Origin of the sequence: Nocardia jiangsuensis, from assembly GCF_042650385.1 — a bacterium.
Classification (GTDB): Bacteria; Actinomycetota; Actinomycetes; order Mycobacteriales; family Mycobacteriaceae; genus Nocardia; species Nocardia jiangsuensis.
Genome location: NZ_JBHSAX010000013.1, coordinates 21,677 through 34,443 on the forward strand (window position 1 = coordinate 21,677; position 12,767 = coordinate 34,443).

The following is a 12,767-nucleotide window of genomic DNA, read 5'->3' on the forward strand; positions in this document are numbered from 1 at the left end:
GTCCCCGAGGCCGCCTCGCCCGCCCTTTGATTCGGTGCATCACATCCGGCGGATTGCCGACCGGATGGATACGTCGCACTACCGAGTCATCCGAACTGTCGCCGGAGTGCTCAGCAATGTTTCCGCAAACGCCGAATAGGTGCAGCTTTTTACCGGAAAAAGACTCGCGGTTCAGAATTCCCGGCACAAGACGGCCGTACTACCGCTAATTGCGGGTGAACCGGTTTGCTGGAAGTGTCCCAACCCCCCGGAAAGCGCTGCGGCTCCCCAAGCTATACCTGAGGTGCCGACTATGTGTGGCTCGTCACACCGGCTTCGAAACGGTGCGCTCCCGGCGCCGGAGCACCGCGGCGGCGGCCAGGCCGAGCCCGCACAGCGCGACGGCCAGATACTCCGGGGCGGGGCCGAGCCGGGTGGCGAGGGTGCGGTCGGTGCGCAGCGGCAGCCGGGCGGTGAGCGCGGCGGGGACGAAGAGCTCGCTCTGCTCGGTCACCGCGCCGTCGGCGGCGACGATCGCGCTCACGCCGGAGGTCGCGGCCACCACGAGGGCGCGGCCGTGCTCCACCGCGCGCACCCGGGACATGGCCAGCTGCTGGTAGGTCATCTCGCTGTCGCCGAAGGTGGCGTTGTTGGTCGGCACCGTCAGCAGCTGCGCGCCGGCGGCGACGGAATCGCGGAAGGCGCGGTCGAAGGCGACCTCGTAGCAGGTCGCGACACCGATCGGCACGCCTGCCGCGTGCACGGTGCCGGTGCCGTCGCCGGGCACGAAGTAGCCGGCCCGGTCGGCGTGCTCGGAGAAGAGGCGGAAGAAGCCACGGAGCGGCAGGTACTCCCCGAACGGCTGGATGATCTTCTTGTCGTGCCGCTCCGCCGGGCCGGTGGCCGGGTCCCAGACGATCACCGAGTTGGTCGTGGTCTTCCGGTCGGCGTTGATCAGCACCGCGCCGACCAGGATCGGGGCGCCCACCGCACGGGCGGCGGCGGTGATCGCGGCGGCGGCGTCGGGGTTGCGCAGCGGGTCGATGTCGGAGGCGTTCTCCGGCCAGATCACCACGTCCGGTTGCGGGGCGCGGCCGGCGGCGATGTCGGCGGCGAGCTGCTCGGTGCGGCGCACGTGGTTGTCCAGGACCGCGCGGCGCTGGGAGTTGAAGTCGAGGCCGAGGCGGGGGACGCTGCCCTGCACCGCGGCGACGGTGATCGTGCGGTCGCCCGCCTCCGGGGCGGGGAGGGCTGCCCGGAGGGCGAGGCCGGTGAGCGGGAGGAGTATCACCGCGGCGGCCGCTGCCGTGAGCGCGATTCGCCGGTGGCGGGATGGCTCGGGCGCGGCCGACTCGGGAGCCGCAGAGGCGGTGGCGCGCGTATGCGTAGCCTGCCCGGCGGCGCGGGGGCGGCGGGCGAGCGCGGTGCCGAGGTAGGCGAGGCAGGTGCCGGTGAGGGCTACGGCGAAGCCGATGAGGGGGGCGCCGCCGATGGCGGCCAGCGGCAGGTACCAGCCGTCGGCCTGGCCGAAGGCGAGCCTGCCCCAGGGGAAGCCGCCGAAGGGGAAGCTGGAGCGGGCCCACTCGCAGGCCGTCCAGGCCAGCGCGATCCAGAGCGGGCGCGCCGGGAGCGGCGCCGTCCAGTACACCAGCGCGCCGAACAGCGCGAGGAAGGCGGCGCACGCCGTCGAGAGCGCGAGCCACGGCACCGGGCCGACGTAGATGCCGGTCCACGGCAGCAGCGGGAGGAAGAAGCCGAACCCGGCCAGCAGCCCGTACCCCGCCGCCCCGCGCGCGGTCCGCGCCCGCTGGAGCACCGACGTCAGCAGCGCGATGCCGAGCGGGGCGAGGAACCACAGGGGTCGCGGAGGGAAGGAGCCGAACAGGAGCAGCCCCGCGAGCAGCGCCGCGGCGGCGCGCAGCCAGAAGGCGCCGCCGGGAAACCGGGCCCCGCGCCCGGCCGCGGAATCACCGGCACCAGGCGCTGAATCACGCTGCGGAGCAGCGGTTTCCTCAGACTTCATAGATCGTCACGCCCCGGTGCACGGTGCGCAGGCAGCGCGGGAGCGACGCGCCGGGGTCGAGCGGCGGCAGCCCGGGGACCCGGGAGCGGGGGTCGGTGGACCAGCGCTGCACCGAGTCGGCGGCGGCAGCCACCACGAGGTCGTCGGCTTCCCAGACGGCGTAGGAGGCGGGGGCGCCGGGGACCAGCGTCCCCGCGACCCCGTCGCGGACCCCGCCCGCCCGCCAGGCCCCTCGGGTGGCGGCGGCGAAGGCGGCACGCGGCGAGAGCCCGTGCCCCGGCGTCCGGTGGTGCACGGCGGCTCGCACCGCCGCCCACGGGTCGAGCGGCGTGACCGGTGCGTCCGAGCCGATGGCGAGCGCGACCCCGGCCGCGGCCATGGCGGCGAAGGGGTTCAGCGCCGCGGCGCGCTCGGCGCCGAGCCGGGTGGCGTACATGCCGTCCGGCCCGCCCCAGGCGGCATCGAAGCCGGGCTGCACGCTGGCGATCACGCCCCAGCTCGCGAGCGCGGCGATCTGCTCCGGCGAGATCATCTCGGCGTGCTCGACGCGGTGCCCGCAGGCGGCCACCGCAGGCGCCCCGAGCTCGGCGGCCACCAGCCCGATGCCATCGACCACCGCGTCCATCCCGGCGTCGCCGATCACGTGGAACCCGGCCTGCACCCCGGCCAGCGTGCAGGCCCGCACGTGCGCGGTGACCCCGGCGGCGTCCAGGTACCCGACCCCGTGCCCGCCCCCGTCGGCGTACGGCGCGCGCAGCAACGCGGTGCGCGACCCGAGCGAGCCGTCCACGAAGAGGTCACCGCCGAGCGCGTGCACCCCGAGCTCGGCCACCAGCGCGCGCGCCTCGTCCTCGTCGTGCACCGCCTCGCCCCAGTAGGCGCGCACCGAGACGCCGTGGGAGAAGGCGAGCAGCTCGGCGAGGTCGGTGCGGCCCGCGATCTCCGGCCCCCCGCACTCGTGCACCTCGGCGACCCCGTGCGCGGCGGCGGAGTCGAGCGCCGCGGTGCGGGCCCGGTCGCGCAGCGCGCGGTCGGCGCGCTCCAGCGCGGCGGTGCGGACCAGGTGGTGCGCGGCGGCCCGGAGCGGCTCGCCCCTGGTGAAGCCCGCGGCGTCGCGCACCCCGGGCACGGTGTCGAGCAGCGCGGTGGAGACGGCGGCGGAGTGCACGTCGACCCGGGAGAGGTAGACGAGCCTGCCCGGCCCGGCGGCGGCGTCGAGCTCATCGGTGCTCGGCGGACGCTGCTCCGGCCAGCCGGTGTCGTCCCAGCCGTCGCCGAGCAACACCCCGGACGGGTGCGCGGCGGCGAAGGCGGTGAGCAGCTCCAGGCAGTGCGCCAGCGAGCGGGCCGCGGACAGGTCGAGCCCGATCAGCTTCAGTCCCAGCGCCGTGACGTGCACGTGCGGGTCGACGAAGGCGGGGGCGACGAAGGCGCCGCCGACATCGATGACCTCCGCACCCGGGTGCAGCGCCCGCCCCGGCCGCTCGGCGCCGAGCCACACCACGGTGCCGTCGGTGACCGCCATCGCGGTGGCATCGGGCGAACTCGCACTGTAGAACCGACCGCCGATCAGCAACTGCGTAGCCACGGAGCACAAGTCTGCCGTACCCGGTGGCACCGGGCGGGGTCAGCCCTTGGTCAGCGAGCGGCCGCCGGAATCACCGGCCGCCGGATCCCACACGGTGTGCACCACCGAGCCGTCGACCACGGTGCCGTCGGCATCGATGATCACCCGGTTCCCCTGCACGGTGTCGAGCACCTTCGCGGCCCGGCGCGCGGCGAAGGCGGTGAGCGCGGGCCGCAGCAGCGCGCGGGTCGGCGGCAGCAGTACCAGCAGTCCGAGCACCGAGGTGAGCAGCCCGGGGACGAGCACGAGCAGCGCGCCCGCGGCGACGAGGGCGCCGTCCGCCACGGCGGTGCCCGCCCTCAGCTCGCCGCGGCCGACCCGGCGGAACCCGTCCAGCACCTTCCTGCCCTGCCCGGCCACGAGCAGGACGCCGACGGCGGAGCAGGCGATGAGCAGCAGGATCGCGGCGCCGACGCCGGCGAGGTGCGCGACGGCGACGAAGGTGGCGATCTCGGCGACGAGGTAGACGGCGAGCAGTACGGCTGGCATGGCGTTCCTTCCGGGACGATCTAGGCGTACCAACGCGCGAGCCCTCGATTTTTCTCCCGGCGCTACCCGCCCGGACGTACCAATCCGGTCTCGTAGGCCAGCACGACGGCCTGCACCCGGTCGCGCAGCCCCAGCTTGGTGAGCACCCGGCCCACGTGCGTCTTCACCGTCGCCTCGGAGAGGAAGAGCTTGCCGGCGATCTCGGCATTGGAGCGGCCCGCCGCGATCTGCTCCAGCACCTCGCGCTCGCGGGCGGTGAGCGCGTCCAGCAGCCCCGGGTCGCGGGCGGGAACCGGGTCATCGGCGATCATCCGGTCCAGCAGCCGCTTGGTGACCTTGGGCGAGACGACGGCGTCACCGGCGGCGACGCTGCGGATGGCGGAGACCAGGTCCTCCGGCGGGGTGTCCTTGAGCAGGAAGCCGCTGGCCCCGGCGCGCAGCGCGCCGAGCGCGTGCTCGTCCAGGTCGAAGGTGGTCATGATCAGCACCTTGCAGCCGTCGCCCGCCTCCAGGATGCGGGCGGTCGCGGTGACCCCGTCCACCACCGGCATCCGGACGTCCATCAGGACCACGTCGGGGCGCAGCTCCTTCGCCTTGCCGATGGCGGCGGCGCCGTTCTCCGCCTGCCCGACCACCTCGAGGTCGTCGTGCGCCCCGAGCACCATCTCCAGCCCCATCCGCATGAGCTCCTGGTCGTCCACGACGAGCACGGTGATCGGCACGCCCCCACTGTATCGGCGGTGTCACGGGGTTTCCCGATACACCGGGAGCTCCGCGGCCACCCGCCAGCGCCCGGACGGCTCGCGCCCGGCCGCCAGCACCCCGCCGAGCACCGCGATCCGCTCCCGCATGCCGACCAGCCCGAGCCCGCTTCCGGTGATCGCGGTGTGGACCGGGACGCCACCGGTGTCCACCACCTCGATGTGCACCCGGTCGCCGGTGCGGCGCACGGTGACCCAGGCCTTGGGGTGCGCGCCCGCGTGCCGCAGCGTATTGGTCAGCGCCTCCTGCACCACCCGGTGCACGCCCAGGCTGACCTCGGGCGGGACGTCGTCGAGCTCGCCGCTGAGTTCCAGGTCGACCGCGAGCCCGGTGTCCCGCATCATCGCCACCACCCGGGCGATCCCGGCGGTGCCGTGCTGCGGCAGGTCGTCGGGGGCGTGCTCGGTGCGCAGCAGCGCGACGGTGCGGCGCAGCTCGCGCAGGGCGTCCCGGCCGGTGCCCGCGATGGTGCCGAGCGCGCGCTCGGCGGCGTCCGGGTCGCGGCGCAGGGTGTAGCGGGCGCCGTCGGCCTGCACGATCATCACGCTCACCGCGTGCGCCACCACGTCGTGCAGCTCCCTGGCGATCCGGGTGCGCTCGGCGGCGACGGCGTCGTGCGCGCGGCGCTCCCGGTCGTAGTCGGCGACCGCGAGCCTGGCCTGCACCTCGGTGTCGTAGGCGTGCCTGGCGCCGGTGAACTCGGCCAGCGTCCAGCACAGCGCGTAGAAGGTGATCGTGAAGGCGACCACCGTGGTCGGGTCCTGGTGCAGGACCAGCATGGTGCTCACGCCGTCGGCGAGCAGCAGTGCCAGGTAGAACAGCCCCTGCCGCCTGCCCACGTACGCGACCAGGGTGTACAGCGCGAGGCCGAGCCCGAGCGAGCTCGGGTGCAGGGTGTGGTCGCCGAGCGCGCCGGAGAGCCCGGTGCTCAGCTGGGAGAGCACGAACAGCGCCAGCGCGGCGGTGCGCGGGTAGACCCGGCGCACCACCACCGGCAGCGGCAGCAGCAGCGCGAAGACCAGGAAGACCGGCTTCTGGGTGCTGCTCTGCAGCGCGGTCAGGTCGAGCAGGAAGAGCCCGACGGCGAGTACCGAGTCGGCGACGACGGGGTTGTCCCGAACCCACAGACTGAACCGGCGCACGCCGCCCACCCTAGGCCGGGAGCCGTCTGCTTGGCTGGTGCCGTGCAGGTGACGGACTGGATGGTGCTGCTCACGGCGGCCGCGGCCGCGGGCTGGGTGGACGCGGTGGTCGGCGGTGGCGGGCTGATCATCCTGCCGACGCTGCTCCTGGTCGCGCCCGGCATCGCGCCGCAGACCGCGCTCGCCACCAACAAGATGGCCGCGGTCGCCGGCACCTTCGCCTCGGTGCTGACCTTCGCCCGCCGGGTGCCGCTGCGCTGGCCGGTACTGATCCCGGCGGCGCTGCTCGCCGCGGTGACGGCGGCGGCGGGGGCCGCGGCGGTCTCGCTGATCGACCGCGAACTGTTCATCCCGATCGTGCTGGTGGTGCTGGTCGGGGTGGCCGTCTTCGTGACGCTGCGGCCCGCGATCGGGGTCACCATGGCGACCGACCCGCCGACCCGGCGGCGCACGCTGCTCGTGATCGGGCTCGCGGCCGGGCTGATCGGCTTCTACGACGGCATCCTCGGCCCCGGCACCGGCACCTTCCTGATCATCACCTTCGCCACCCTGCTCGGCACCGAGTTCGTGCGCGCCGCCGCCATGGCCAAGGTGATCAACTGCGGCTCGAATGTGGGCGCGCTGCTCTACTTCGCGCTCACCGGCCACGTCCTGGTCGCGCTCGGCGCGGCCATGGCGGTGACGAACATCGCGGGGGCGGTGGCGGGGTCGCGGATGGCGCTCGCCCGCGGGGCCGGGTTCGTCCGGATCGTGCTGCTGGTGGTGGTGATCGGGATGGTGCTGCGGCTGGGCTGGCAGCAGTTCGGCTGACGCGGCCGGGCGGATTCGGATCGCGGGGCGCGGGCACCACCGGCTAGCGTGGGCGGGTGAGCATTTCGCACTCCCCCGGCGCACCGCACGAGGTGGACGCCGAATTCCTCGCGCTGCCGCTGCGCCGGTTGGCCGACGCGGCGCTCGGCGCGGCCCGCGACGCCGGGGCGTCGCACGCCGACCTGCGGGTGCACCGCCTGGTGACGCAGTCGATCCGGCTGCGCGACGGGCGGGTCGAGGCGATCACCGACGGCACCGAGCTCGGCTTCGCGGTGCGGGTCATCGTCGACGGCACCTGGGGCTTCGCCTCGCACGCGGTGCTGACCGCGGAGACCGCGGCCGAGGTCGCCCGCCGCGCGGTGCACGTGGCCACCACGCTGCGGGCGCTGAACCGCGAGCGCGTCGAGCTCGCCGACGAGCCGGTCCACACCGACGTGCGCTACGTCTCCGACTACGCGCTCGACCCCTTCGCGGTACCGACCGGCGACAAGGTCACGCTGCTGCAGGAGTACTCCGAGCGGCTGGCCGCCGCCGACGGCGTCGATCACGTGTCGGCGTCGGTGCTGCAGGTCAAGGAGCAGACCTTCTACGCCGACACCGCGGGGTCGGCGATCACCCAGCAGCGGGTGCGGCTGCACCCGCAGCTGGAGGCGGTCACGGTGGACGCGGGCTCCGGCGTCTTCGAGTCCATGCGCACCCTGGCCGCGCCTGCCGGGCGCGGCTGGGAGTACGTCACCGGCGCGGACGGGGTCTGGGACTGGGCCGACGAGCTGGCCCGGATCCCCGGCTGGCTCGCCGAGAAGGTGAAGGCGCCCGGCGTCGTCGCGGGCCCGGCCGACCTGGTGATCGATCCGACCAACCTGTGGCTCACCATCCACGAGTCGATCGGCCACGCCACCGAGTACGACCGCGCCATCGGCTACGAATCCGCCTACGCGGGCACCTCCTTCGCCACGCCGGACAAGCTGGGCACGCTGCAGTACGGCACCCCGGTCATGCACGTCACCGGCGACCGCACCGAACGCTTCGGGCTGGCCAGCACCGGCTGGGACGACGACGGCGTGGCCGGGCAGCGCTGGGACCTGGTGCGCGACGGCGTCCTGGTCGGCTACCAGCTGGACCGGGTCTTCGCGCCGCGGCTCGGGCTGGAGCGCTCGAACGGCTGCTCCTACGCCGACTCCCCGCACCACGTGCCGATCCAGCGGATGGCGAACGTCTCGCTGCAGCCCGACCCCGGGCGCGACACCAGCACCGCCGAGCTGATCTCCCGGGTCGAGGACGGCATCTACATCGTCGGCGACCGCTCCTGGTCGATCGACATGCAGCGGTACAACTTCCAGTTCACCGGGCAGCGCTTCTTCCGGATCAGGAACGGCGAGCTGGCCGGGCAGCTGCGCGACGTCGCCTACCAGGCCACCACCACCGACTTCTGGGGCGCGATGGAAGCCGTCGGCGGGCCGTCGACGGTGCGGCTCGGCGGCGCCTTCAACTGCGGCAAGGCGCAGCCGGGGCAGGTCGCCGCGGTGAGCCACGGCTGCCCGTCGATCCTGGTGCGCGGCATCAATGTCCTGAACACCCGAGCGGAGGCGGGGCAGTGACCGCGAACGAGACCGTCCCCGGCGGCGAACTGGTGGAGCGCGCGCTCGCGCACTCCACCGCGGACGAGACCATCGTGCTGGTGACCGACGCGCACGAGGCGTCGCTGCGCTGGGCCGGGAACTCCATGACCACCAACGGCTCGTCGGTGGCCAGGCAGTGGTCGGTGGTGGCGATCGTGCGCGAGGGGCCGAACGCGGCCCGGGTCGGCGTGGTCGGCTCGACCAGCATGGACCCCGGCGAGATCGGCACCGTGGTACGCGCCGCCGAGGCCGCGGCGCGCGGCGCCACCCCGGCCGGTGACGCCGTCCCGCTGCTGGAGGCCGCCGCCGCCCGCGGCGCGGGCGACGACGACTGGGCGGCCGCACCCGCGGGCACCGACATCGAGGTCTTCACCAGGCTGGCCGGCGACCTGGCAGGCGGCTTCGACGGCGCCGACCGGCTCTACGGCTTCGCGCACCACCAGGTGCACACCACCTGGCTCGGCACCTCGACCGGCGTGCGGCGCCGCTTCACCCAGCCCACCGGCTCGGTGGAGATCAACGGCAAGCGCGGCAGCGGCGACGAGGTGGCCAGCGCCTGGGTCGGCGTCGGCACCACCGACTTCACCGACGTGGACACCCCGGGGCTGCTCGCCGACCTGAGCCGCAGGCTGGACTGGGCGGGCCGCCGGGTCGAGCTGCCCGCGGGGCGCTACGAGACGCTGCTGCCGCCGTCCGCCGTCGCCGACCTGATGATCTACCTGACCTGGTCCATGGAGGGCAGGGCCGCGCACGAGGGGCACACCGCCTTCTCCCGCGCCGGCGGCACCAGGATCGGCGAGCAGCTGACCGAGCTCCCGCTCACGCTGTACTCCGACCCCGCCGCCGCCGGGCTGGAGTACCGGCCGTTCGTGGCGACGCCGGCCTCCTCGGAGCTGCTCTCGGTCTTCGACAACGGGCTGCCCGCCGAGCGGGTGGACTGGGTGCGCGAGGGCGCCGTGCGCTCGCTGGTCTACCCGCGCGCCACCGCCGCCGAGTTCGGCACCGCACCCACCGTGCCCGGCGACAACCTGCTGCTCACCGGCGGCTCGACGGCCACGCTGGACGAGATGGTCGCCCGCACCGAGCGCGGACTGCTGCTCACCACGCTCTGGTACATCCGCGAGGTCGACCCGGCCACGCTGCTGCTGACCGGGCTCACCCGCGACGGCGTCTACCTGGTGGAGGACGGCGCGGTCACCGCCGCGGTGAACAACTTCCGCTTCAACGAGAGCCCGCTGGACCTGCTGCGCCGCACCGCCGAGGCCGGGGCCACCGAGATCACGCTGCCGCGCGAGTGGAAGGACTGGTTCACCCGCACGGCCATGCCGCCACTGCGGATCCCGGACTTCCACATGTCCTCGGTGAGCAAGGCGACCTGACCAGGCCGGAGCGGGCAGTACCGATCAGGCCGGGGCGGCCGCCGGGGTGATGGCGACCCCGATGGTGCCGCCCTTGCCGCGCCGGATGTTGCTGCCGAGGATGAGCAGCGGCGCGGTGAGCCAGTACTTGCGGCGCAGCAGCGAGCGCACCTTCTCGGTGCCCGCGGCGTCCAGCACCCTGGCGCTGCCGTGCTCGATCTCGTCGCCGGTCGGCTTGCCGGTGGCCGAGCAGGGCTGCAGGGTGACGGTGCCGTCCCGGCGGATCCGCTTGACCTTGCCCGCGTTGGTCTCGGTCCACACGTAGAGGGTGTCGCCCTCGGAGACCGCCCAGACCGGCGTCGCCACCGGCGTGCCGTCCTTCCGGAACGTGGTCAGCAGAACGTAGTTCGCGGTGGCGACGGCGCCGAAGCTTGTGCTCATGCCCGGCAGCGTAGCCGGGAAGGTCAGCGATCGTCCGCCATGCGGTACTCCCCCGCCTCGAGTCGCGCGATCACGCCGTCGGTCCAGCCGGTCAGGTTGCCGAAGACGCTGCTCCAGAGTTCCAGCAGGTCGGTGGTGTGCGGGGTCTCGTAGCGGCCGGGAAAATCCGGCACCATGCCGAGCAGCTCGCGCTCCACCTCGGCGCTGCGTGTTCGCTGCTCGCGTAATCGCGCGAGCACGTGCGCGCGGGGCAGCGCGTCCATGAAGGCGATGGCGGCGCCGAGCTCCTCCATGTCGATGCTCACCAGCGCCTCGTCCATGAGCGCGCGGAACTCCCGCTCCCCCGCCGCGGTCAGCGCGTAGAGCGTGCGGCCGGGGCCGCGGTCGCCCGGCTCGGTGCCGAGCTCGCGCAGCTTGCCCTCGGCGGTGAGCTGCTTGAGCGCGTGGTGGATCGAGCCGGGGCGCACATTGGTCCAGGTCTCGGCGCGCCAGTCGAGCAGCTCGCGGCGCACCGCGTACCCGTGCGCGGAGCCGCGCCCGCGGATCACCCCGAGCACGAGCAGGCGTACCGCGGCCATCCGCGCCCCTTCCTTGACGAGCGATGCGTGCTCACCCTAGCCTGGTAATCAAATTTGACTACCTAGGAGGGGTTGTGGCGGATACCGCCGTACCGGTCATGTGGGCCGGCGAGCTGAGCGAGACGCTGGATTTCTACAAGACGCTCGGATACGAGGTGACCTACGAGCAGACCCGGCCCTACACCTACGGCGCGATCCGGCGGCCGGGGTACGACCTGCACTTCTTCGCGCCGCCGAAGGGCGATCGCGGGCCCGTCGAGAACGTCGGCTGTCTGGTCATGGTCGGCGAGGTGGAGGAGTTGCACGCCGGCTTCAGCGCCGCGCTGCGCGCGAAGTACGGGCGGGTGCCCGCGCGGGGCATCCCGCGCATCACCCGGATGCGGCCGGGCCAGACCCGGTTCACCGTGTACGACCCGGCGGGCAACGGCATCACCTACATTCGGCACGACGAACCCGAGATGGAGTACGGCGGCTCGACGAAGCTCACCGGCCTGGCGAAGGTCATCGACAATGCCCGCATCCTGCGCTTCTCCAAGCAGGACGACCCCGCCGCGCGCCGCGCGCTGGAGGCCGGGCTGCGCAGGCACGGCGGCACCGCGACCGCGCTGGAGCGCGCGCACGCCCTCGCGGACCTGGTGGAGATCGCGGTGGCCGAGGAGGATTCGGCCCGTGCCGCCGAGCTGCGCGGAAAGATCGCGGAGCTGGAGCTGAGCGCCGAGGAGCGCACGACGATCGCCGAGCACCTGCGGATCGCCACCGATCTCGCCGCGTGGCTGGACGCCGACTGAGGTTTGCGCGCGGCCGCCATCGCGGGAAGGATCGGCGGCCATGGCCACGGATGTGCAGCTGATCGGCGATGCGCTGGAATTGCCCGGCGGGGTGCGGGTGACCTTCGTCCGCACTCTCCGGCTCCCCGAGGAGGGCACCTATCCGCTGCCTCCCGGCCTCGGGTCGTTCCCGCTGCGCCGGGTGGCCGACTACCCGGAGACGGTTCCCGCCGAGTGGCGCGAGCGCGGCGGGGTGATGCTTCCGGTGTATCAGCGGGAGGCCATGTGGCTGCGGTTCGCCGCGCCCGCGCCGGCCGCGTTGCAGGTCGGGGTCGGGAAGGTGTGCGCCGTCTCCGGGAAGCCGTGGAGCGACGCCCTGGCCGGGAAGCCGCAGAACTACCTCGCGCTGCCGCGCCAGCCGTGGCTGGACGGGATCAACTCCGGCACCGGGACGGTGCGGCAGTTCGTGGCGGTGCCGCTCGGGCTCGGCGCCACCGTCGAGGGACAGGTCACCGGGAGCGAGCGGTGGGGCGGGGTGCAGCTCGCGGTGCACCCGCTCACCGCGGCGGCGCGGTCCGCCTGGGCGGCCGAGCAGCGGGCGCGGCCGCCGATCGCGCGGGCCGGCGGCGGGCCGGGGTTCGGTGCCGCGCCCGCCGCGATGCCCGCGGCGTACTCGGCGCCCGCACCCGCGGGCGCCCCCGCTCGGGCCGGAGGTCCGCCTGCGCGGCGGGCGATGGGGCTCGGGGCGGGCGGCACCATGCGGCAGGAGATCGTCGCCGACACCCGCCCGCTCACCGACTACCGGCCGGAGCCTGCCGGGCGGGTCTTCGTGCACCTCGCCTCGGCGGCGGAGTGGAAGGCGCTCACCGGCGAACCGGCCCCGGCCACCCCGATCACCGCGCACGCCTACGCCGAGCACGGGCTGCCGTGGTACGAGTACTACGACGCGGACGCCGCCGACCTGCCCGCCGCCGACGAACTCGCCGGGGTGCGCCCCACCGGCGACTGGCTGGCCGACGAGGGCGAGAACCCGGCCGTCACGCAGCCGCTCCCGGTGATCACGATCGGCGAGAAGCCGGTGGCCGACGGCGAGTGGTGACCGGCAGGGCCGAACCTGTCACCGGGTCGCGGTAGCGTCCCGGCGGACAGCATCCCCGACCGGGAGGAACCCA

At 74.1% G+C, this 12,767-nt stretch carries 12 protein-coding genes; 5 read left to right on the plus strand and 7 right to left on the minus strand.

Annotated features, from left to right (window positions below; translation table 11 throughout):
* Positions 1–304: 304 nt before the first annotated feature.
* The 5 genes from lnt to ACFO0B_RS11720 all read right to left on the minus strand — a co-directional run bounded on the left by lnt (position 305) and on the right by ACFO0B_RS11720 (position 6,022).
* Positions 305–2,002: an apolipoprotein N-acyltransferase gene (gene lnt, locus ACFO0B_RS11700; protein WP_378612417.1), complete on the minus strand. Its 1,698-nt coding sequence runs from the start codon at positions 2,000–2,002 to the stop codon at positions 305–307.
* Positions 1,992–3,590 carry an amidohydrolase gene (locus ACFO0B_RS11705; protein ID WP_378612418.1) on the minus strand — a complete coding sequence of 533 codons (1,599 nt, stop codon included), beginning with the start codon at positions 3,588–3,590 and terminating at the stop codon, positions 1,992–1,994. The genes lnt and ACFO0B_RS11705 overlap by 11 nt, the downstream gene beginning before the upstream one ends.
* A 39-nt stretch (positions 3,591–3,629) precedes the next feature.
* The gene (locus ACFO0B_RS11710; protein ID WP_378612419.1) at positions 3,630–4,118 is read right to left on the minus strand and encodes an FxsA family protein; all 489 of its coding nucleotides are present in this window, start codon (positions 4,116–4,118) and stop codon (positions 3,630–3,632) included.
* Between the two features lie 62 nt (positions 4,119–4,180).
* Positions 4,181–4,840: a response regulator gene (locus ACFO0B_RS11715; protein ID WP_378612420.1), complete on the minus strand. Its 660-nt coding sequence runs from the start codon at positions 4,838–4,840 to the stop codon at positions 4,181–4,183.
* A 21-nt stretch (positions 4,841–4,861) separates the two neighbouring features.
* A complete protein-coding gene (locus ACFO0B_RS11720) occupies positions 4,862–6,022 on the minus strand; it encodes a sensor histidine kinase (RefSeq protein ID WP_378612421.1) in 1,161 nt (386 codons plus the stop codon).
* 42 nt (positions 6,023–6,064) lie between these two features.
* Here ACFO0B_RS11720 and ACFO0B_RS11725 point away from each other — a divergent pair, with 42 nt between their 5' ends.
* Genes ACFO0B_RS11725 through ACFO0B_RS11735 form a run of 3 tightly spaced genes read left to right on the plus strand, consistent with a single transcriptional unit; the run spans position 6,065 to position 9,830 of the window.
* Positions 6,065–6,832 (plus strand): TSUP family transporter, encoded by a 768-nt coding sequence (locus ACFO0B_RS11725; protein WP_378612422.1) that lies wholly within the window; start codon positions 6,065–6,067, stop codon positions 6,830–6,832.
* A 56-nt stretch (positions 6,833–6,888) separates the two neighbouring features.
* Complete coding sequence (locus ACFO0B_RS11730; protein WP_378612423.1) at positions 6,889–8,430, plus strand: TldD/PmbA family protein; 1,542 nt, start codon at positions 6,889–6,891, stop codon at positions 8,428–8,430.
* On the plus strand, positions 8,427–9,830 hold the full coding sequence (locus tag ACFO0B_RS11735) for a metallopeptidase TldD-related protein (protein WP_378612424.1): 1,404 nt from the start codon (positions 8,427–8,429) through the stop codon (positions 9,828–9,830). The genes ACFO0B_RS11730 and ACFO0B_RS11735 overlap by 4 nt, the downstream gene beginning before the upstream one ends.
* Positions 9,831–9,854: 24 nt before the next feature.
* On the opposite strand, the gene ACFO0B_RS11740 is transcribed toward ACFO0B_RS11735, so the two are convergent.
* Positions 9,855–10,250, minus strand: coding sequence for a PPOX class F420-dependent oxidoreductase (locus ACFO0B_RS11740; RefSeq protein WP_378612425.1), 396 nt, complete (start codon positions 10,248–10,250; stop codon positions 9,855–9,857).
* A gap of 23 nt (positions 10,251–10,273) precedes the next feature.
* Positions 10,274–10,828, minus strand: a complete 555-nt coding sequence (locus ACFO0B_RS11745; RefSeq protein WP_378612426.1) for a PadR family transcriptional regulator — start codon at positions 10,826–10,828, stop codon at positions 10,274–10,276.
* Between the two features lie 74 nt (positions 10,829–10,902).
* Between ACFO0B_RS11745 and ACFO0B_RS11750 the strand changes: the two genes are divergently transcribed.
* A complete protein-coding gene (locus ACFO0B_RS11750; RefSeq protein ID WP_378612427.1) occupies positions 10,903–11,616 on the plus strand; it encodes a glyoxalase in 714 nt (237 codons plus the stop codon).
* Between the two features lie 40 nt (positions 11,617–11,656).
* On the plus strand, positions 11,657–12,694 hold the full coding sequence (locus tag ACFO0B_RS11755; protein WP_378612428.1) for a hypothetical protein: 1,038 nt from the start codon (positions 11,657–11,659) through the stop codon (positions 12,692–12,694).
* Positions 12,695–12,767: the final 73 nt, after the last annotated feature.